At 46.3% G+C, this 21,998-nt stretch carries 18 protein-coding genes; 13 read left to right on the plus strand and 5 right to left on the minus strand.

Translation table 11 applies throughout. The annotated features are described in order from the left end of the window. Positions 1-77: 77 nt before the first annotated feature. The 4 genes from FC26_RS10270 to FC26_RS10285 all read left to right on the plus strand — a co-directional run bounded on the left by FC26_RS10270 (position 78) and on the right by FC26_RS10285 (position 3,318). Positions 78-1,265, plus strand: coding sequence for an MFS transporter (locus tag FC26_RS10270; RefSeq protein WP_057780275.1), 1,188 nt, complete (start codon positions 78-80; stop codon positions 1,263-1,265). Beyond that, entirely contained in the window at positions 1,258-2,454 is a 1,197-nt protein-coding gene (locus FC26_RS10275; protein ID WP_057780277.1) for an MFS transporter, read from the plus strand. The genes FC26_RS10270 and FC26_RS10275 overlap by 8 nt, the downstream gene beginning before the upstream one ends. A gap of 332 nt (positions 2,455-2,786) precedes the next feature. After that, positions 2,787-3,062, plus strand: coding sequence for a type II toxin-antitoxin system Phd/YefM family antitoxin (locus FC26_RS10280; RefSeq protein ID WP_057780279.1), 276 nt, complete (start codon positions 2,787-2,789; stop codon positions 3,060-3,062). Then, entirely contained in the window at positions 3,055-3,318 is a 264-nt protein-coding gene (locus tag FC26_RS10285; protein ID WP_057780281.1) for a Txe/YoeB family addiction module toxin, read from the plus strand. The genes FC26_RS10280 and FC26_RS10285 overlap by 8 nt, the downstream gene beginning before the upstream one ends. Positions 3,319-3,384: 66 nt before the next feature. Here FC26_RS10285 and pnuC read toward each other — a convergent pair whose 3' ends face one another. Beyond that, the gene (pnuC, locus tag FC26_RS10290) at positions 3,385-4,170 is read right to left on the minus strand and encodes a nicotinamide riboside transporter PnuC (RefSeq protein ID WP_057780283.1); all 786 of its coding nucleotides are present in this window, start codon (positions 4,168-4,170) and stop codon (positions 3,385-3,387) included. A gap of 364 nt (positions 4,171-4,534) precedes the next feature. Here pnuC and FC26_RS10295 point away from each other — a divergent pair, with 364 nt between their 5' ends. Continuing rightward, positions 4,535-5,335 (plus strand): zinc-ribbon domain-containing protein, encoded by an 801-nt coding sequence (locus tag FC26_RS10295; RefSeq protein ID WP_057780285.1) that lies wholly within the window; start codon positions 4,535-4,537, stop codon positions 5,333-5,335. Here FC26_RS10295 and greA read toward each other — a convergent pair. Further along, complete coding sequence (greA, locus tag FC26_RS10300; RefSeq protein ID WP_057780287.1) at positions 5,332-5,799, minus strand: transcription elongation factor GreA; 468 nt, start codon at positions 5,797-5,799, stop codon at positions 5,332-5,334. The genes FC26_RS10295 and greA overlap by 4 nt on opposite strands. 180 nt (positions 5,800-5,979) lie before the next feature. Here greA and FC26_RS10305 point away from each other — a divergent pair, with 180 nt between their 5' ends. From FC26_RS10305 to FC26_RS10315, 3 genes are read left to right on the plus strand one after another with little or no spacing between them, the layout of a single operon-like run. Next, positions 5,980-6,426, plus strand: a complete 447-nt coding sequence (locus FC26_RS10305) for a CopY/TcrY family copper transport repressor (protein WP_057780289.1) — start codon at positions 5,980-5,982, stop codon at positions 6,424-6,426. 17 nt (positions 6,427-6,443) lie between these two features. Further along, on the plus strand, positions 6,444-8,879 hold the full coding sequence (locus FC26_RS10310; protein WP_057780292.1) for a heavy metal translocating P-type ATPase: 2,436 nt from the start codon (positions 6,444-6,446) through the stop codon (positions 8,877-8,879). Next, positions 8,879-9,190 carry a rhodanese-like domain-containing protein gene (locus FC26_RS10315; protein WP_057780294.1) on the plus strand — a complete coding sequence of 104 codons (312 nt, stop codon included), beginning with the start codon at positions 8,879-8,881 and terminating at the stop codon, positions 9,188-9,190. Before FC26_RS10310 ends, FC26_RS10315 begins: the two co-directional genes overlap by 1 nt. Before the next feature lie 167 nt (positions 9,191-9,357). On the opposite strand, the gene FC26_RS10320 is transcribed toward FC26_RS10315, so the two are convergent. The 3 genes from FC26_RS10320 to FC26_RS10330 all read right to left on the minus strand — a co-directional run bounded on the left by FC26_RS10320 (position 9,358) and on the right by FC26_RS10330 (position 13,751). Next, positions 9,358-10,899 (minus strand): glycoside hydrolase family 43 protein, encoded by a 1,542-nt coding sequence (locus tag FC26_RS10320; RefSeq protein ID WP_057780343.1) that lies wholly within the window; start codon positions 10,897-10,899, stop codon positions 9,358-9,360. A 32-nt stretch (positions 10,900-10,931) separates the two neighbouring features. Next, positions 10,932-12,326, minus strand: coding sequence for a glycoside-pentoside-hexuronide (GPH):cation symporter (locus FC26_RS10325; protein ID WP_057780296.1), 1,395 nt, complete (start codon positions 12,324-12,326; stop codon positions 10,932-10,934). 423 nt (positions 12,327-12,749) lie between these two features. Continuing rightward, positions 12,750-13,751 (minus strand): LacI family DNA-binding transcriptional regulator, encoded by a 1,002-nt coding sequence (locus tag FC26_RS10330; RefSeq protein WP_057780298.1) that lies wholly within the window; start codon positions 13,749-13,751, stop codon positions 12,750-12,752. Between the two features lie 475 nt (positions 13,752-14,226). Between FC26_RS10330 and FC26_RS10335 the strand changes: the two genes are divergently transcribed. The 5 genes from FC26_RS10335 to FC26_RS10355 all read left to right on the plus strand — a co-directional run bounded on the left by FC26_RS10335 (position 14,227) and on the right by FC26_RS10355 (position 21,913). Beyond that, a complete protein-coding gene (locus FC26_RS10335; protein WP_057780300.1) occupies positions 14,227-15,705 on the plus strand; it encodes a glycoside-pentoside-hexuronide (GPH):cation symporter in 1,479 nt (492 codons plus the stop codon). 39 nt (positions 15,706-15,744) lie between these two features. Then, complete coding sequence (locus FC26_RS10340) at positions 15,745-17,310, plus strand: tagaturonate epimerase family protein (RefSeq protein WP_057780302.1); 1,566 nt, start codon at positions 15,745-15,747, stop codon at positions 17,308-17,310. Between the two features lie 140 nt (positions 17,311-17,450). Continuing rightward, the gene (gene uxaC / locus FC26_RS10345) at positions 17,451-18,899 is read left to right on the plus strand and encodes a glucuronate isomerase (RefSeq protein WP_057780304.1); all 1,449 of its coding nucleotides are present in this window, start codon (positions 17,451-17,453) and stop codon (positions 18,897-18,899) included. 247 nt (positions 18,900-19,146) lie between these two features. After that, entirely contained in the window at positions 19,147-20,178 is a 1,032-nt protein-coding gene (locus FC26_RS10350) for a LacI family DNA-binding transcriptional regulator (RefSeq protein ID WP_057780306.1), read from the plus strand. Positions 20,179-20,284: 106 nt separating this feature from the next. Further along, positions 20,285-21,913 carry a hypothetical protein gene (locus FC26_RS10355; RefSeq protein WP_057780308.1) on the plus strand — a complete coding sequence of 543 codons (1,629 nt, stop codon included), beginning with the start codon at positions 20,285-20,287 and terminating at the stop codon, positions 21,911-21,913. The last annotated feature ends 85 nt before the right edge of the window (positions 21,914-21,998 follow it).

Consider the following 21,998-nt stretch of genomic DNA (forward strand, 5'->3'; position numbering starts at 1 on the left):
AAATTGTGAATGGCCCTATCCAGTGGGGGAGTAAATGTAGTAGGATGTTAGAGGAATTAACGGGGGAGGAAAGAAAAATGAACAAATATCGTTTGCAAGTCACCGTGTTTGTTTTGGTGGCTTTTATGTTGGGATGTAATGAATTCATGGTTGTGGGGGTCTTGTCAGACATTGCCCGCCAGTTTTCAGTTTCAATCGCCACGGTGGGTTACCTCGTCACCGTCTTTGCAACGGTATATGCGGTCAGCACGCCATTTATCACGGTGTACACCAGTCAATACAACCGTTTTAAAACGCTGATGGTGCTTATGGCGGTTTTCCTAATTGGAAATACGTTCAGTGGTTTTGCCCCGAATTACCTGTCGCTCATCGTTTCACGGGTGATCACCGCGTCGGTATCGGGGGCGATTATTTCCCTGATCATGACGTTTGCAAGTACGATTGCTCCACGCAATAAGCGGGCCGGATTAGTCTCATGGATTTACTCGGGCTTCAGCATCGCGTCGGTTATTGGGGTGCCGATTGGAACCACTATTAGTACAAGCTACGGCTGGCGTTACACCTTTATCATTATTTCGGTCGTGTCGATCATCACCTATGCGCTGCTGTTTTGGCTACTGCCACACACGGTGCCACAGGTCAAAAGTACGATGATCAAGCAATTGACCCTGATGAAGGATAGCCGGATTTACGTCAGTGTCGTGCTCGTGTTATTATCAGCCGCCACCCTGTACTCGTACTATACTTACATTCGGCCGTTATTGACCGATAGTCTGGGATTTGGTATTCATAACCTGAACTGGCTATTGTTCTTGATCGGTATCATGAATATTGTGGGTAATCAGTTGTCCGGTCGGCTGGCGGATCACCAGGGACTCAAAGCGATCCCACTGATCTATATCAGTGTGGCAATCTTACTCTTTGTTTTCCCATTTACGTTGACGCTCAAATGGCTTGGTTTGATCATTTTGATGGTGCTGTCGACGATGAACACGCTCCTGAGCGCGCCACTGCAAATCCACTTTTTGTCGGTGGCCGAACGGGACTACCCACAGTCGCTGGTTCTTGCCTCGTCACTCAGTTCGATTTTCTTTAACTTTGGAATTTCGCTGGGATCGGCCACGGCTTCTGCCTCGGTCGACTTCACCGGTGTCGGTAAGTTGGCGTATATTTCAGCAATGTATGCGTTAGGAACGCTGGCGTTTGCGCTGTTGCTTAATTTGGTGATTAAACGTCACATGGCAAGGGGGACTTCTCATGAATAAATTTAGGTTGCAATCGATTGTGTTCGTATTGACCGCCTTTATGCTGGGATGCAACGAGTTTATCATGATCGGGATTATTTCCGATATCGCACACCAGTTTAACGTGTCAATTGCGGTGGTCGGCTACCTAGTGACCATCTTCGCGACGGTCTATGCGATTAGCACACCGTTGATCACGATTTTTACGAACCGGTTTAACCGGTTTAAAACGTTAATGGTACTGATGCTGGTTTTCCTGATTGGCAATACAGCGACGGCACTGGCCCCCAACTACTTTATGTTGGTTGTTGCGCGGATGGTAACGGCGGCCGTGGCGGGATCGATCATTTCGTTGATCATGACCTTTGCCAGTAGTGTCGCCCCCATGGATAAGCGGCCGGCGCTGATCTCATGGATTTTTTCCGGTTTCAGCATTGCCTCTGTCTTTGGGGTTCCGATTGGCACGGCGATCAGTACCGCGTACGGGTGGCGCAACGCGTTTTTAATTGTTAGCGTGATTAGTGTGCTCACCCTCGGACTACTATTCTGGCTACTGCCCCGGCAAATTAAGCAGGTGACTAGCTCGCTAGGTAAGCAATTGTCACTGATGAAGGACCTACGGGTGTACGACGGGGTGGTGCTGGTACTGTTCGGCGCCGCTGCGATGTATGGGTATTACACCTATATTCGGCCGCTTTTAACGACTGAACTGGGCTTCAGCTTGTCCTCACTCAATTGGTTACTGTTTTTACTGGGCTTGATGAGTATTTTCAGCAACCAGCTATCTGGTCAACTGGCCTCACATGGTGGGCTGGTACACATGCCTAAGGTGTATATTTTGGAAATTGCATTACTGTTTATCCTACCGCTTACGCTACATCTGGCTATTTTCGGCCTCGTGGTATTACTCGTGTTGAGTTTGATTACCTCGGTCCTCAATTCACCGATTCAACTGCACTTCTTAAACGTGGCAGAGCAAGATTACCCGCAATCGATCGTATTGGCGTCGTCGCTGAACTCGATCTTCTTCAATTTTGGTATTTCACTGGGGTCCGCGACATCATCAACGATGGTCGATGTGGCCGGCGTGCACAATATCAGTTTCGGGGCGGGCGTCTTTGCCTTGATTGCACTCGTAATGGTGGTGCTGCTGAATCGGGCAATTAAACGGTATCAACAGGCTAGTCGGAGTCACGACGTTGAATTTTAAGCTACTAAAAAAACATGACTAGTTACCTAAACCGGATTAAGTTACGGTGGGTGACGGGTCATGTTTTTTTGGTCATATTGGTGAAATAAGGTGGTATCCAGCCGATTGCCCGAATCAACCTGTTGCTGGATCAAGGAGTGCCGACAATGCTGAGCGGATAGATTTCTTTGAGCAAATACACAAGAACCTCGATTTTGTGGTGACTGAACACGCAAAGGTAAAGCCGTGATCACGAATAAGTGAAAAAAGTTTGAACAAGTGAATTAATTGAATTGTTGTACAAACCATTGTACAATGATGATGAAATCAATTAATTTTTGGAGGGATGCGTGATGGATGCAGTTTCATACAGTGGTTTTCGCAAAAATCTGAAAAACTATATGCAGCAAGTCAATGAAGACGCTGAAGCATTGATGGTTACAAGTCAAAGTACGCAAGAAGATATTGTGGTCATGAGTAAGCGTGATTATGATGCGATGCAGGAAACCTTACGAATTTTGTCGAATCGGCCGTTGATGGAAAAAATTCGGCGAGGCGAAGAACAATATCATCACAATCAGACCCACCAACATCCATTGTTAGATGATGATGGTGATCCGGATGATTAAGGCATGGACTGATGATGCATGGAACGATTATTTATATTGGTATGAGCAGGGCAATCGGGCGACGGTCAAAAAAATTAATCGGTTAATTAAAGATATTGATCGTCATCCATTTGAAGGAATTGGGAAACCAGAACCGCTAAAGCACGAGTTACAGGGAAAATGGTCACGTCGAATTACACAAGAAGATCGATTAATTTACGAAATTGATTCGCAAGAAGAGACTGTCGTGATATATTCGGCCAAGGATCATTATTGAGAAGACCTTAAAAGGCGCCTCTTTCACCCAGACAGGGAGTGAAGGAGGCGCCTTTTAAATGAGTGCTTAGATTGATGAATGTTGTAAACCGCTAGTGTGCTTGCTAGTAGTGCTTAGCTTTGCGGCGTATTCAGTTTCTTCCGCGATCACCTTGGCACGGATCTTCTTGTTGTACCATGGTGAAACGGTGAAGGCCAGGACGTCGTTGATCAAGTAAACGGAACTGTTGATAAACATGGCTAACGTGGCCGAACCTTGACGGAATGAGATGAACCAGAGAACCATTTGGGCAACACCGGAGGCAACCCACCAAATGTATTGGTTGTTGAACCGCATGAAGCAAATGACACCGGCTGTTAAGCAGATTGCAAAGCTGATAGCGTCTACCCAAGGACGAGGATCATCAGTGAAGGCCCCGATCAGGTAACCAGAAACAACGTACACGATGGCAGTTGAGACCAGCGCGATGACCCATGTTTTACCAGTAAACTTCCGAATCTTTGAGGCCATGTTGACGTTCCAACTGGCACTTAATAAGACAGGGATGTCCAAAGTAACAACGTATGCCAGTTGTTCACCAATTGAAAGGTAGTTCTTAGCAGCGAATCCGGTAATGATAAAGCAGATAGCTGACAAAATTCCTAACCAACCATTGATTGACTTGGCAGCGTTAATGGCGAGAACACATAAAACACCTAACGTGGTTCCAATAAATGTTATAATCGTTAAAGGTGTGATCTTGGTGCTGACCAATGTCATGATTTGGCACCCAAGACTAAAGTAGAATAAATAGTAGTTTTGTTGTGGCCAACCTTTTAGTTGGTGGCCCAAAAATTTGAAATAATTAACCATAAGTGCAACTCCCTCAACGTTATTAACCACAATATATGGTGTATGTAGTGGCTTTTATTTTATAATGACACAACATGTTGTGTTTACTAATTAGCAACGTTTTCTAGTATAACACGTTATATAAAACCTTCAATGCCAATATTTTTCAATAATCATTCGATAAGGCCGATGAGACGTTGCTACAATAATGAATTTAAGGGAATAAAAAAATTTCTTATTAGCATATTTTGGTAATATTGGTGATTGTTTACTGATCTACTGAACAAAACACTTGAAAGTGTTAACTAGATGATTGCTGTGCGGATTCGGGTACGGACACCCCCGGATGGTGAGAAAGCAACGTGACAATGGAGGAGGAGAAAAGGTGGCAGAAAAAGAACAGTACTGTCCAAATTGTGGGACGAAGTTAACGGGGCACCCCAAATTTTGCCCAAAATGTGGGCTGCAACTGACTCAAAACCAGGATGATGCGGTATCCGGGGAATCGATGGGGACGACGAATCAGGCACCAACCCCGAAACGACCGCACAATAAAAAGAAGCGCGTGATCATCGTGATCTTACTTGCGCTGGTCATTATATTAGTCATTGTGGGTGGGTATCTCATTAAGAAGACGGTTTCCGAGACTAGTGTCGATTCGGACCAGTCGGCACAGTCTAGCCAGTCGGCGACGTATCAGAGTTCTCGTTCACAGCACAGTAGCGCCTCAAGTAGCAGTCAGCAGGAACAGGCTAGTGTTGCCAGCAGTGACTCAATAACTGGCGACGATCAGCTTGTTAAAGCAACGATGACGCCGAATCAAACAGCGGCCGCAATTGCGGTTTACGCGGATCGAGTCAGCATTTGGCCAGCTATCAGTAGTGACGGCATGGCCAGTCATTTGAACGTTGCGATTGAAACGAACAATTTCGATCTTTCATATGAAGGGCAGGATAACGTGCGCTACGACGTTCAAGCAGGTGACAATGGCACCTCGCCAATGCTGTGCTATACGTTGAAGAACGGGACCGTTGCGCTGTACACGGTTTACGGGGATGAAGAGGGTGAAATCTCACCAATGAGTACGACCACCCTCACACAAATTGTGGACTACCTTAACAGCGAAAACGAAGCACAGTCAGTGGAAAACCTCGCGCAAAAAGTAGTGATCAGTGATCAACGTTAGACGGTTACCCGAATAATTTTAACATCATAACGGTCATCGGGAGCGACCACCGTTACGGTCTGACCGCTGGTGTGATTAACCAAAACCCGGCCCAGGGGGGAATCAAAGGATAATTTTTGGTGTTGGATGTCAGCTTCCTGTTTACCAACGATCGTATAAGTTTCTTGAAAGTGATCATCGAGAAACTCGATGGTGACTTGTTTACCAATTTCAATGATCTGATTATCACTTGGTTGAACGATTTGGGCGTATTGGAGTTGCTTATTGAGAAACCGTAACCGGCCCTCTAGTCGACGAAGATCCCGTTTGGCGGCACTATACTCCGCGTTTTCAGAGAGGTCACCAAGTGCGCGGGCCTCCTGTAGCTGTTTGATTTTGGCCGGCCGATCGGCCTTCAGAGCTTCGATTTCCGTTTCGATTTCTTGGTAGCCGGTCGCGGTCATTTTATTAAAATAGGGTTGCATCAAATTACCTCGAATTTATAGTGGCGGATTAACCGCCGTTATTTCACAGGTTGATTATAGGCCAGAATGTGAGTAATAGAAACCATCTGCGATTGCGGATGGTTTTTTTTTGAGTTGACAATTGTAAACCACAGGTGTAGATTAGATTTATCAATTACATTTGTAAACGGAGGCGCACGGATGGCAACGACAGAAACACAGACCAAAATTGGTGAAATTACACCATCTGAATGGGAATTAATGCGGATTGTTTGGACGAAGCAAACGATTTATAGTCGGGAACTAATTGAATTACTGCAACAAAAACGGGAATGGTCCGAATCCACGATCAAGACGCTGTTACGCCGGTTGGTCAAAAAGGGATTACTCACCACTGAAAAAGAAGATCGCCGGTTTAAATACACCGCGTTGGTCTCCGAAGCAGACGCGATGAATGAAACGACACAACAGCTCTTTGACCATTTATGTGCGATGAAGCAGGGAGCTACTTTGTACCACCTGATTGACCACCTCACACTGAGTCAGGCAGACATTAAGCAGCTACAACAGTTATTAGCAACCAAATTAACGACTGCGCCAGCTCAGGTGGCCTGCGACTGTTTACCGGATGAGTGTCACTGTGATTAACGGAAAGAAGGCTGAAAATGGCTGCACAACAATATAAAATTACCGGAATGGTGTGTGCGAGCTGCGCCCAGACCATCGAGCGGGCCGTCAGCCAGTTACCCGGTGTTAATGAAGCAAACGTCAATTTAGCGGCCGAACGCATGCAAGTTCAGTTTAGTGATCAAGCATTAAGCCCAGCCCAAATTATCCAAGCTGTTGTTCACGCGGGATACGGTGCGGAACTGGCCCAGGAATTGACGCAGGAAAGTGCGCAAAGAGAACGTCAAGTCAAGCACCACGCGCTCCAGCATCAGCGTAACGTGGTGGTGACAACACTGATCATTGCAGCGGTGCTCATGTACGTGGCGATGGCGGGAGATCTACACTTACCCACGTTACCATGGCTGAATCACATGCAGTTTCCGGTGACGACAGCGGTGGTCGAACTGCTCTTGGTACTGCCCATTTTATGGTTGGGACGCGATTACCTACTCGCTGGCGGTAAGGCCCTGGTCAGGTGGCATCCCAATATGGATTCGTTAGTACTTGTAGGGACTGGGACCGCATTTGTGGATAGTTTGGTTAATTTAGGCCTCATGATGGCGACCGGTCGGCCACAAGCACTGTACTTTGAAGCGAGTGGAATGATTTTAGCGTTGATCATGCTCGGTAAGTACTTCGAAGCATTGTCGAAACAAAAAACAACGGCGTCACTGACGTCACTACTGACACTAATCCCCCAAACGGCGTCCCAACTCATGCCCGACGGTTCGGTACGTGAAGTGGCAGTGAAGACGCTACAAGTTGGCGACCGGGTACTTGTCAAATCGGGTCAGACAATTCCGGTGGACGGTCAAGTACTGACGGGCCAGACGACGGTTGACGAATCGATGTTAACCGGTGAAAGCATGCCGATTACAAAACTGGCTGGTGACCCCGTGGTGGGAGGCAGCCTGAATAAAAACGGACAGATTACGTATGAAGCAACGCACGTTGGGAGCGATACGGCACTGGCCCACATTGTTAAATTGGTGACGGATGCTCAGGGGTCGAAGGCCCCGATTGCTAAGCTCGCCGATCGCGTGTCGGGCGTCTTTGTGCCGGTGATCATGGCGATTGCGGTGGTTGGCGCCCTCGCGTGGTTACTGAGTGGTCAGTCATTAGCCTTCTCGTTAACGATCTTTGTATCCGTACTGGTGATCGCATGTCCCTGTGCATTGGGGTTGGCGACACCAACCGCCATTATGGTGGGCACTGGTAAGGGTGCGCAAAATGGAATCCTATTTAAGAATAGTACGGCGCTGGAACAGCTTGCTCAGGTGAAAACGGTGGTGCTCGATAAAACCGGTACGATCACGAAGGGCACGCCAGAGGTCACGACCGTTTTGTTGCAACCCGGTGCGTCACAAAAACGGGTCTTGCAACTGGCAGCCAGTTTGGAGTATTATTCAGATCATCCGTTGGCAACGGCGGTGATCGAAGCCAACGAGGCCCAACGCGTACCGGTGGACGACTTTACGACACATCCCGGATTAGGGGTGACCGGTCAAGTAGACGGCCAGTTAGTATTGGTGGGCAATGCCCAGCTGATGGCGCAATCCCAACTCGATACAAGTGGCTTAGCAGTCAGTCAGCTTACTGATCAAGGGAATGCGGTCATTTACGTGGCTTACGCGCAACAAGTGCTGGGTGTGATTGGCGTCATGGATCCCGTTAAGGATGATAGCCGACAAGCGGTGGCCCAGTTGCAGCAGCAAGGCTTAAAAGTGGTGATGCTGACGGGCGATAACGCACAGACGGCACGGACCATTGCGCGGCAGGTTGGGATTACTGATGTAATTAGTGATGTTTTACCAGATGGCAAGGCCCAGGCTATTGCCCAGTTGCAACAACAGCAGGCAGTCGCGATGGTGGGGGATGGCATTAATGATGCACCGGCCCTCGTGCAGGCCCAAGTCGGGGTTGCGATTGGCAATGGGACGGATGTTGCGGTTGATTGTGCGGATGTGATTTTGATGAATTCGGATCTGAGTTCGTTGGTAACCGCGCGACGGCTCAGCCAACAAACGATGACCAATATTAAGGAAAATCTATTTTGGGCCTTTTTCTACAACGTACTGGGCATTCCCGTGGCACTCGGAGCGCTATATCTTTTTGGCGGGCCGCTCCTCAATCCAATGATTGCGGCGGCTGCAATGGGCTTTAGCTCTGTAACGGTGGTGCTCAATGCGTTGCGATTGAACCGGTTCAAAGAAAGAACAAACAGAAAGGATGAAGTTAAGATGAAACAAGTAGCAGTTGAAGGCATGATGTGCGATGGTTGTGCACAAACAGTAACAGAGAAATTAAGTACGGTGGTTAGCGACGTCAACGTTGATTTGGCGGGGAAACGTGCCACGTTTAATGGGGATGCGACGCTTGAACAGCTCAACGCAACCTTGGCAGAGACACCCTATTCAGTGAAGGCTAACTAATGGTCGAGACAATTAATGTGACCGAACTCGCAGATTTGTTGCACCATGATATCCAGCTGATTGACGTGCGGGAGCCGTTTGAATTCAATGCGGCTCACATCGATGGTGCGGTTAACCTACCGCTCGGGGATTTGGCACAGTGGCAAACGACGCTCGATCGTGAGACGACCTACTACGTCATTTGCCGTTCGGGCCGGCGCTCGCAGTTAGCATGTGAGCAGTTACGTGAGGCCCATTTTCAAGCCGTGAACGTCGCCGGCGGCATGATTGCATGGCACGATCAAGGTGTTGATCTACATCACGCTTCCTAATAGCGAATAATTTAAAATTGAGCACATAACAAAACCGTTCCTCATCATACGCAATCCGTTACGATATGATGAGGGACGGTTTTGTTTATCGTTGTGAAAGAAAGGGTAAAACACGTGAGGCCGATTTGGTTTTCCGTGTCCGCAAACCGGCCAGGGTTAATGATGGGTTATTTAGGTTGGTAGTGAAATGACTTGAATTGGGCTTTGGCACGGTTATATTGTCCCATGTCGATGGTATCGAGGGCAATGAAGTTTCCCGTGAAGCCACCGGAGAGAAAGTCGAGGGCCACATTGTCTAAAACGGTTATCTGCTGCTCACCATCGGTAAAGGCCAGCGTACCAGTTAAGCCGTTGACCGTCACTTGCAGGGTAATATCTTGGCTATGGATGGCAATGGGGTCGGTGACAATCTGAAAATCGCCCTTTTGTGCCTGTAAGACGGTGATACAACGCCCTAATTGCTCGTCATGGGTAACGGCTAAGAAGAGATAGTTATCGATATCGAGGTACAGGGCCATCCCGGCCAGCTGCATATACGTGGTGGGGTTAAATGCGACGGTTGTCGTGGCCGTGAAGTTAAAATCAGTTTGCCGTGTTGCAACCAGGTGCTGATCAAACTCGGACTGCAGTGACTGACCACCGGCAATTTCAAGACCGGTCCCCGTAAATTGAAGCCAGTCAGCAGTCGGCATCTTGCGAAGCGTGTTCCAGCGCTCAAAGTTGAGCTCGGGGCCACCAAAATCATTATCAAAGGCGTGTTGAATCGGTATGACGGGTGTGTCAACTGGGACTTCGTAGTAGTCCGCCGGTTGGTTAGTCTGGTTACTCAGTCGAAGCCAATCGTCAGTGGTCCAAGTCACATTCTGAATTGCGGTTTCACGTCCAAGCAGCGTCACATCATCGCGTAGTGGTCGGGTGGTCAAATGCGCCATGTACCAGTTGTCATCGTCATCGTGCACGATGCTGGCGTGACCGGAACATTGAAGGGTCAATGTTGGGTCGTCCTTAGACGTCAACATTGGGGTTTGGGGATCCACTTCATAAGGACCGGTGATCGCCTTGGATCGGGCCACAGTCACGCGATGGCCGGCTTCGGTGCCACCTTCGGCCGTTAACAGATAGTAGTAGCCGTTATGCCGGTAAATTTCTGGTGCTTCGGTCTTTTGGGCCGCTGTTCCATTAAATAGAATTTGAGGGGTGCCCAGTAAATCAAGGGTTTGTGCGTCGAGTTCCTGCATCAGGATCCCGGCTGATTTATTGTGCGTTTTTAACCGGTAGTCCCAGTATTCGTTGAGGAAGTAAACGCGTCCGTCGTCATCAAAGAAGATTGAGGGATCAAAACCGGAACTGTTGATGTACTTGGGCGTACTCCAAGGGCCGTTAATACTATCAGCGGTGATGATGTAGTTATTGACATCCTTGTAGGGAACCCGAGTGCTTTTCACATCGGTGTAAATGACGTAGTACTTACCGTCATGATAGGCCGCGTAAGGTGCCCAGATGGAGCATCCCCGGGTATTTCCGGTGAGGTCGATATCGGTGAGAATTGATGTTTCGTAGCGCCAATTAACTAAATCGTCTGATTGATAAACCCGAATTCCGGGCATGAATTCAAACGTGGAGACGAGAATATAATAGGAATCTTTTCCTCTAAACAAGCATGGATCGGGGTTGAACCCTTGGAGCGTTGGGTTAGCAACTTTTACCATGAAATCACTCTTTTCGTTTACAAAATATTGCATTAGTTTTCGGAATCTAATTCCTTTGCGTTGCGGGCTTGGAGGTCGGCAGAAATCTTAGCGTAGGTTTCCTTGTCCAAGTTGTAGAACTTCATTGAGAAGATCGCGATGAAGTAGATGATGATTGGTAAGATGGTAGTGGCCATGACGATACCGTGAATGGCACCAGCACTTTGATGTTGAGCAGTGGCAACGTAACCCGTCATGGAGAGTACTAGGCCGGGTAACATCCCACCAAGCGCGTTCCCACACTTGAACACGAAGCCGATAATGGCATAAATCATACCACCCATCCGTTTATTGGTCTTCCATTCACCATATTCAACGGTTTCAGGAATGAGTGCCCACATGTAGGCACTGATCATCCCATTCCCAACGGAGGCAATTCCCCGAGAAATGAAGATGAGGGCGATCCATTCTGGCCGGCAGAAGAACAAACCGGCCATCCCGATGATATCGGCAGAAACGGACAAAATGATCAATTGGAACTTCGATAGCTTTTTGGCAAGCCATGGAATGAAGGGGATGAAGGCCAGAGCAGGCAGCGTTCCGGCAAGTGAATACCATTTAACCAAGTCGGCACGGCCCACATAGTAGGTCACGTAGTAGATCCCGGTAGAACTGACAACGGATTTAACGCCGTAGATAACAAAGAAGAAAATACAAAGGACAACCAATGGCCGGTTCACGTGGAACTGGTGGAAGACGTCTTTAACAGAGATCTTCAAATGCTTGGCGGGGGTCTTCACCCGTTCGTGGGTGGTCCCAAAACAGATTAGTAACAAGACACCACCGATTGTGCCCATAATGACCATTGTTAATTGCCATGCCCGTGATAGTCCCACGGATTTAGTCATAGCATCGGCGAGGAATGGTACGCCGAAGGCAACGATAACTTGACCAACGTTGGCTAAGAAAGTCCGGAACGTTGTCAAACTAACAGATTCTTGCTGGTCGTTTGTCATGGCGGCCGTTAAGGCACCATAAGGCACATTGACGAATGTATAACAAACGGAAAGTAAGATGTAAGTCGCGTAAGCGTAAATTAACTTTGTGGCGCCCTGAAATGATGGACTTGAGAAACAAAGAATGGCTAACACGGCAAACGGAATGGCACCGTACAGTAGGAACGGCCGGTAACGACCGAACTTGGTGTTAGTATGATCGATGATGAATCCCATGATTGGGTCCGAGAATGCATCAACAAAACGAACAATAAGAAACATTAACGCTGCAGCTGCAGCACTAATACCAAAAACATTGGTATAGAAAAATAGCAGATAACTAGAGATACTTGCATAGACCAGGTTACAGGCCATATCACCGAGCCCAAACCCGACTTTTTCGCCGACTGAGATTTGACCAATTGGGCGAATCTTCTTAGAACTAGCGTCCATGTGACGACTCCTCCTTGTGAGTTGAAACAACATGATTGATAGAACAAACGACAAAAGCGCTTTCAATTATTAGCAAAAAAATATCCCCATTGCAATGGTTAAGAGATATCAAAACAGGTTAACAAGAAATGTTAACGTTAACATGTTTTTGACAATCACACAGTAACATATCAAAAAATAAAACACAAGAACAAGTTTATAAGCTGATACAGTGGATTGGTAAGCGATTACAGTAATGACGCTGTTTTGACGAGCTAAGAAAATAAATTAAAGTGTTAACGTTAACATTTTACGTAAAAACGTAAATTAGTGTTGAACCGGAGTGCGATGAAAATTGCTGTCAAAAAACCACCCTCAAAATTGCGACATTGCAATTAAGGGTGGTTTTGCTTTTTTATCGTGATTAAGTTGGAAACTTATCCGTTAGTTTTGTTGACCAATTGATTCACGGATCACTAGTGCTGGCGTCATGACCATCGATAGTCGTTCTTGATGGGGATTATCAATGATTGAAATTAACCGTTTGATACCGGCGCTGGCCATTTCTTGAATCGGGTTATTGATAGTGGTGAGGGAAGGCGTGCTCAAGCGGGCATAGGCCACGTTATCAAATCCCATGATGGAAATGTCATCCGGGACCTTGACGCCCCGTTCGTAACACGCCCGCATGGCGCCTAGCGCCATGTCATCATTGGCACAGATAACGCAGGTGGGGCGGGTTGCTGCGGGGAGTTGCAAAATTTCGGCCATCAATTTTTTACCAGCTGCTGGACTGAAGTCTCCCACTTTAACGGCGTCGTCAACGAGCACCAAATGATTGGCAGCACAGCCGATCTCAATGCCCCGGCGCCGCGCAATGGTGGCTTCAAATTCGGGCCGTCCTTCAATAAACCCAATTCGTTGGTGGCCCTGGTCGGCAATATAATTGACTGCATCCAAGATGGCCCGCTCGTCATCGGGGTAGATGTTATCAATTTCGGGATTATCCATTTTTCGCAAGACGACGACCATTGGAATATGGTTCGTTTTCATTTTATAGATGAACTGGTTGTCGGCCGCCGATTGACTGACCACCAAAATTCCGTCGAATCGGTTTTTAACCTTTTGCTCGATGTTATCAATTCGATCGATGCCTTCAACGGATAGGAGGTAGTTGTCGGGAAGGGCATCATGGATGTTACTTAAAATATCGGACAAATAGGTAGACATATTGGTGTGAATACTAGAAAGAAAGACGCCAATTACAAATTTTTTGTTGGTGACTAGTCCCCGGGCGCTGATGTTCGGAGCATAGCCAATGTCGTTGGCGATTTTAAATATTTTCTGACGGGTATCTTCCTTAATGACCGCCTTCGGATTGAAAGCTCGTGAAACGGTCGTCATGGAAACCCCCGCTAATTTTGCTACTTCTCTAATAGTGACCACAGTTGAACCTCCCGGCCATGCGCGGCGTCATGGATTTGTTTATCCCTTTAAGTTTATCATATTTCATCAGATCCGCGGTATCTTAAGGATGAAACGAAAATTAACAAAAAAGTTGCTTAGTTAAAAAATAGTAAAAAAAGAAATGTTACCGGTCACATTATGACGCTAAAAAAGCGCCTAATATCGCCGATTGTACCGGTTTACCAAAAATGACAGCTCACTTAGCGTGTTGCTGATTTTACTAAAAAATCGCCGGTTTGGATACCAAACAGCGAAAAAAACAAGTTGACAAAAGCTGGATATGGTCTACAATGTAACCGTTAACAAAAATAATTCATTGCCAATAAACCGAAGCGCTTCGTGTGACATATTATTCTTGTTAAATCGTTGGTTTGTTTTGGTGTTTAGAGTTTATATTTTTTTTGAACGAAATGTTACCGTGTGCATTTTGTGAAAAAAGGGAGTGAAATTAATTATGAGTGACAATCCAAGTACAGGGCATCACCGCGAACCGTCACTGGCTCAAAAGATGACCGATTCTAACTATAGCAAACAGATTCCGGTAAGCCAAAAGATCGCTTATGGGTTTGGTGACTTTGGTAACGGCTTCATGTTTGACTTAGGACAAGCATACTTGACTAAGTTCTGGACCGATGCTGCTGGTATCGGCGCCGGTGTCGTTGCTGGGATCTTTGCTTTCACAAAGATTTTTGATGCATTTATGGATCCAATTGCTGGATCATTAATTGATAACCGGACAAATATTGGTAAGCAAGGTAAGTTCCGTCCGGTTATGATGCTCTCAGCTATTATTTTAGGAATTATGACCGTTGTAACCTTTACCATGCCGATGGGCTTATCCAGCGGCGGCCGAATCATTTACGCATATGCTGCATACATGATTTGGGGCTTAGTTTATTCATTTACCAATGATCCTTATGGGTCACTTGCTTCGGTTATGTCACGTAACCCGCAAGATCGTAGTTTCATGGCGACATCCCGTCAAATTGGTTCCGTTGGGGCTCAATTCATCGCCGGTGTTGCATTTATTCCTCTGATGGAATTGCTTGGTGGTGGTATGGGTTCTGCAAACGAACGCCATGGTTACTTCTGGGCAGCTGCAATCTTTGCCGCCGTTGGTGTTTTGATGTTCCTCGTTTGTTTCTTAGGAACAAAGGAAAACGTTAAGATTGACCGTAAAAAGGCAAGCAAGAGTGCTTCTGGTAGTGCCGCAAAAGACTACTTAAAGGTTGTCTTTACGAACGGTCCTCTGTTTACCATTATCTTGATGACATTGTTTACGATTTCAGCAATGAACACCAACAACACAATGATGGTTTACTTCGCGCAATACAACTTAGGTAACATTAACTATCAACCATTGGTTAACTCAATCATGATGGGTGTTTCGATCATTGCGATCTTCTCAATCCCATTCTTGACAAAGCTCTTCGGTAAGAAGAAGACCACGGTTGTCTGCTTGGTCATTAGTGGACTTGCAAGTCTTTTGAACTTTGTAATGCCTACTAACCCAACGACGTTTATTGTTCTGGTTACAATTGGTTATGCTGCAATGTGTATTCCTAATGGGATTACATGGGCCTTCGTTTCTGACGTTATTGACTACGGGGAATGGCATACTGGGATGCGTAAAGAAGCAATTACGTATGCTGCCTTCAACTTCTCACGTAAGATCGCGCAATCATTAGCTGCTATCGTCAGTGCTGGTATTCTTGCCATCACTGGTTATGTTGCAAATGCTCACCAAACTTCAAGCACTTTGCTTGGTATCAAGGGTGCGATGACGCTTTATCCTGGCGCATGTATGATTATTGCCGCTATCGTTATCGGATTACTTTACAAGTTGAACGACGAACACTTCGAAAGAATTGCGACTGACTTGGATGCCGGCAAGTGGGAAAAAGGAACCATCGGTGATCAAGACGAAAAATAATCGTAAGTAACGATTAAAAAAATTTATGGAGGTAATTTAATGAGTACAAGTAAGTATATTGATGACGCACAAGAGATTTTAGCCGCAAATGGTGATTATTCTAACCTGAGCGACAAGGATGTATACGTTCCATCAATTCAAGTTGACCGTACAAATGTTTACTTCATTTCACATGCTAATGACGACAAGCATTTGGTTGTTTATGAAACAGGAAGCACCACTGGTGACTTCGATGCTGTTGAATCAGCAGAAGTTGGCGAAGGAACTGGCAAGAAGTTGCTGGTTACTGAATTAACTAAGGTTAACAACGATGCGTTGAGCAAACGCTTCCCATGGTTAAAGCCAATTTCACGTCACGGCTACAAGTACACATTCGGTCTTGGTGATCGTTTAGGCAACGCCTCAAACGCCCATCTCCGTTTATTCAAGGGCCGTGGAATCTTCCCTATCCTGGGCCAACAATCAATTCGTGAATTACTATTGACAGACCGCACTGAATTAGATGTTGTGCAATCAGCTGCTTGGGCCATCTTCGAAGAAGGCTGGACTGAAGGCTGGGGCGCCGATGGTGACCACGTTAAGGAACCTTACGAAGTTGAATATGCCGTTGAAAGTGGCTGCACAATGATCACTTTGGATGCAACGAAGAAGATTCACAACGAAATCGCTGATCTTACTGATGAAGAATTGGATGCTAAGTTCAATGCTTTGGATGATGACTATGTGAAGTACTTTACCGACACATACCTTGACAAGACCTTTGATCTTGGCGACGGTGCCGAAGTACACTTCACGAAGAAGGATATGGAACAATCAGTATTAATCTTCTTCGATGCCGTTCTCTATGGCGAATATATCTATCACCGCTTCATCGAACCAAACAGTTTGGACTTTGAAATCTCAATGGATGAAACCATTGTGCCAACAACGCCAGCTAACCACTACTTCTTCGGTAACGAATTGAATGTTCGTGGCATTACTCCAGAAACATTGGCACCTAAGTTCTATGGTGAATTCCAAAAAGCCATTGATTACATTGGTGACTTGGACCGCTTCGAACGTGAATACAAGATTCACCAAGCTATTTCTAAGCACTTTGGCTACCGTGTAAGTATTCACTCAGGTTCTGACAAGCTGTCAGTATACCCAATCGTGCACAAGTTGGACGACGGTACTGGCTGGCACGTTAAGACGGCCGGGACTAACTGGCTCGAAGCAATGCGTGTGATCGCTAAGGTTGATCCTGAATTGATGAAGGAAATGTACTCATATGCCTACAACAACCTTCAGGATGTTAAACCATTCTACGTCTTCACTGCTGACAAGGACAACTCACCTAAGCCAGAAACCATCACCGATGATAACGTAATGTCATTGTTAACCGATGACAACCCACGTCAAATCATTCACACGATGTATGGGAACCTGTTGACATACCAAGAAAGCTTCCGTTATGTCTTCCGTGATCGTTTCTTCGATACTTTGAAGAAGCACCAAGATCAATACGATGACTACTTGAACCGTCACATCGCAGAACACATTGACTTATTACAAGGCAAGTCTGCATCTCGTGATGAAGTACGGGCTAAGTACGAACCAAAATAAGGGTAACGTTTAGTTACTAATCGGATAAGTCGGTCATTCCTATCGGATTGGCAGGCTTATCGTCATTTGAAAGTGAGTTCTAACATTTTGTTATAACTCAGTACCAAGTATCGCCAAAAATTTAAGGGAGTGTGTATTTCATGGCATTACTAGATGATAACTTTTTGCTCAAAAATGACATGGCCGTTAAACTGTTTAACGACTACGCAAAGGATATGCCAATCATTGACTTTCACTGTCATTTAAACCCAGAGGAAATTTATGAGAACAAGAACTATCCAAATATCACACGGATTTGGATTAACGAAGATCATTATGGTGATCACTACAAGTGGCGCTTAATGCGGGCAAATGGTGTTCCAGAAGAATTAATCACTGGCGACGGCGACGAATACGAGAAGTTTCTTGCTTGGGCTGGAACGATTGAAAAGGCTGCTGGGAACCCATTATATGAATGGACACACCTTGAATTACGGCGGTTCTTTGGTATCAACGAAACTTTCAACACCCAAACTGCACCTGCAATCTGGGAAAAGGCAAACGCCGAATTGGCAACCGACGCCTTCAAACCACGCAATTTAATCAAGAATTCTAATGTTAAAGCGGTCTGCACGACCGATGATCCGGCTTCCGACTTGAAGTATCATAAGTTACTCAAGGCAGAAGAAAAGGAAAATGGCTTCCGTGTCTTACCAGCAATGCGTCCAGACGGTTTGATCCAAATTTTCAAACCAAACTACGGCGAATATCTGGAAACGTTAGGCAAGGCAGCCGGTGTGGAAATCAACGACTTCAAGAGCATGATGAAAGCTGTTCACCAACGCTTTGAATACTTCAATGAAATGGGTGGCCGTCTCTCAGATCACTCACTGTGGACCTACCACTTTATCGAAGCAGGCGAAGATGAAATCAACGCGATTATGCAAAAAGGAATCAAGAACGAACCATTGACGGACGACGAACAAGACAAGTACTTGACGGCCTTGCTTGAAGAACTCATGAAGTACAATAAGGAATTTGATTGGACCATGCAGTTCCACGTTAACTCAGTTCGTGACTTGAACCGCCCAATGTACGATCAATTAGGTGCTGATACCGGCTACGATGCTGTGGGGACACAACCAGATATCGCATTGCACATCCAAAAGCTTTACACGAAGATGCGCAACACCGAAGACATCCCCAAGAGTATCTTCTACTCATTGAACCCGAACGATTGGATGGAATTAGCCACAATGATGGGCTGCTTCCTTGAAGGCGGCGTTCAACGGATGCAATTAGGTGCCGGCTGGTGGTTTAACGATACTGCCGAAGGCATGCACGAACAACTACGGGTCTTTGCTCAAGAAAGCTTATTACCAAACTTTGTTGGGATGTTGACCGACTCACGGAGCTTCTTGTCATACCCACGTCACGAATATTTCCGTCGCGTGCTATGTAACTTCTACGGTGAATTAGCAGAAGCGGGTCGTGTGCCGGATGACGAAGAGTACCTTGGCAAGATCGTGCAAGATATTTCTTACAACAACGCCTACAACTTCTTTGGCTTCTTCAACGATGCCACTCCAGAAGAATTATTTGGCAAATAAGATCGCGCAATCGGATGCGCGTTAATGACGTGTTGTTCAGGATAAGTCAGTTTGAAAATTGGTCATGTTGCTTGGGATTGAGCGTTAAATTTGATTAACCTGAAGATGGTCGTTAACGACATCTAGTTTAAGAGGCTGTGACTTTGTTGCAGCCTCTTTTGCTTACATAAAAATGGCAAATAACTATTAAAACGCCTTCATTTAAACTATAATTTAAGTTAATTAATTCTATGAACGGGTAAGGGAGTTGACTAAAATCGCCTCAAGTAAGAAAGATGCCACTATTCGCACCATCGCCAATATTGCCGGTGTATCACATACGACGGTATCGCGGGCGCTGAATGACAGTCCAGCAGTCAAGATGGCAACTAAGTTTAAGATCAAAAAAATCGCCGAGCAACTCGGCTATGTGCCAAATATCAATGCCAAGGGGCTTGCAAGTCAACGAACGTACTTAATCGGGGTGTTTTTCACGAGTTTGGATGTCGGGACTTCTGATAGTTTCTTGTCCGACGTCGTGCACGAAATTAACAACAACCTCCCCTCTGAATATTCGATTTCGATTAACAGCATGCAGGATGGTGATCGGTCATCGGCCGTCCAAAAATTTGACGGCGCGTTGGTGGTGAGCCAGGCGAAGTCCGATGACCGAGCCATCAATGAAATTTTTAAGCGTAACTTGCCGATGGTGGTCTTGAACCGCCCCATTGATCGCCGGGATGTGCCGAACATTATCGTGGATGAGTACGTGGGGTCAAAGGCGATTACGGATTACGAGATTCGGCTGGGGCATAAAGACTTTGGTTTGATTCGTGGTGAAAAACAATTTGCTTCGAGTCACGAGCGGGAGCGTGGCTTCCGTGACGCACTGGCCGAACATGGGTTAACGGTGAATCCGATGTTCATTGCCGATGGAAACTATCTTCCTAAGAGTGGTTACGCGGCGATGCGCGAAATTCTGTCGAGTAGCTTGCACCCGACTTGCGTCTTTTGTTCAAACGATGAAATGGCGATTGGGGCGATTCGGGCTTGCTCGGATCTGGGATATCGTGTGCCGGAAGATATTTCGATTTCTGGGTATGATGATACGCGGTATTCTAAATATCTATTACCGGCGTTGACGACGGTTAATAAGCCTACCGAGTTGATTGCGCGCAAGGGCATTAAACTACTGACCAAGATGCTCAAAGGTGAGTTACCCGTGCGCTCAAAGGTCCGCGATGCGGTAGAACCCATCCCGATTATTCGTAACTCGGTCGTGGATCTACGGAATAAATAAGCAGAGTCGCAATGAACTGAGTGATTGAGCTTAGTTTGTGTTTGGGATCCCGTTGAAGTGTGTGATCGGGTATCATAATAGAAAAAAGTGAGGGCGGTCGACCACCATGCAAGAAATGAATTATGAACAAAATCAGCACCATGCGACGGCTTTTTTGGCGTCGGCACACTATCGTAAACTATCTGCTAACCAGCAGACGCATGCGGCCGTGATTATTGAACGATTTAATCAGTTCATGCAACAAGATGAGCACCGTGATGATCAGCACTGGACGGCGAAGAGTGTGAAAGCCGTTATGCTGGGAGATTTTGCGACTGATCAAGACGTGGTTGATCGTAAATTTCAAGTGGCCGTGGTGCCGGTTTTGAAGGCGTACCAAGAATTTTTACAGCCGAATAATTTGGCGGTGATCACACGGACACTGGATGAAAATCGGGCAACCATGCAGGACGCATTACGGCGGGCGATAGCGGCATATCACCTGAATGACTTGAACCAGCAGCGCGATGAGTTGGAACAGCTGGTCGCCGATTATGAACGCAAGAACGTGATCACGCGATTTAAGATTAAATTGCAAATGGAATTGCAATTTCGGAGCGAGTTTAAGCGCATTGATGCCGACCAAGAGGCCAAGATGACGATTGTGGACGCGTTTGTGGATGCGATGGCACTGCGGTTTCAACAGGAACCCCAGCAGTGGAGCAATCCGGGTGTCAGCGTTGTACTGACGGGGATGTTGCCGTTAGATATGCGGTTGCTACCGGAAGACGCAGCGGTGATTGTACCGGTCATTCGGTGTTTGGTGAACTACTTATCCGCTACCGACCAGATTACGGTGAAGCACGCAGCACAGTTGCTGGCGATGATTAGTGACGTACGGCCGAGCGTGGATTACATGGCCTCATTAGACAACATTGATCGGCATGCCGCGACGCTGGCACGAATGATGGCCGATAAGAAGGGCGATTTTCACGACATGACGAGCATGATGGATTTTGTGACGCAAAATCAAGATGAAGTTTTGACGTACATGACGTGGATGCAACCCTGGCTAGATGACGAACAAGAAGAACTTAGTGCCGAAGACGTTATTTTTGGAATCGATGACGATGACGAGGATGATATCGAACTGACCGCAGATGAGCTGGATCAATTGAAGCAACAAAATCAAGACACGGTCCTAGAGTTGCTATATCAGTTTAAGCAGTCGGCGCAGTACCAAGAATTGACTGCTGGTGATCAAAAAATGGTACAGTCGATCGTCACTTCGGTGGCCGACTGGATGATTGACGCGGCCGAAGAAATTCTCGACGATTGGTCACCAACCCCCATGTTTGATGTATTGACGTACTATATTCCAACCAAGACGACTGCCACGGTCGATTACTTTACCCATGTCATCCCCGTTATGCGGCAATTTGTGACCTATGCCATTGATGCGGATGCGATCTTTCTTGGGGATCAGGTGCTTGAAGCGGTCAATGAGGCGGCGGATCAGGTTGTTTCAAACTCACAAGATAAGCAACAGTGGGGATTTGCGAAACAATTAGGCATGCAGCTGATGGAGGCTGGCATTGATCCAAGTGATGAGCAGGCTGTGCAGCAATTCATAACACAATACAACGAAAATCTGCAACACCCCGCATCAGCAACAACAGCGGGGAAAAAACAACCCCGGAAGGTGATTCCGTTTAGTCAGAAAAAACGGGGTAAAAAGAAGAAAAAGAAACGTTAAATAAACGAGGCTGGGAAAAAACTAACCAACCGATGAAAAATAGAGCCAAAATTCTAGAATTATTAGAATTTTGGCTCCATTTTTT

This window comes from Paucilactobacillus vaccinostercus DSM 20634 (assembly GCF_001436295.1).
Taxonomy (GTDB): Bacteria; Bacillota; Bacilli; order Lactobacillales; family Lactobacillaceae; genus Paucilactobacillus; species Paucilactobacillus vaccinostercus.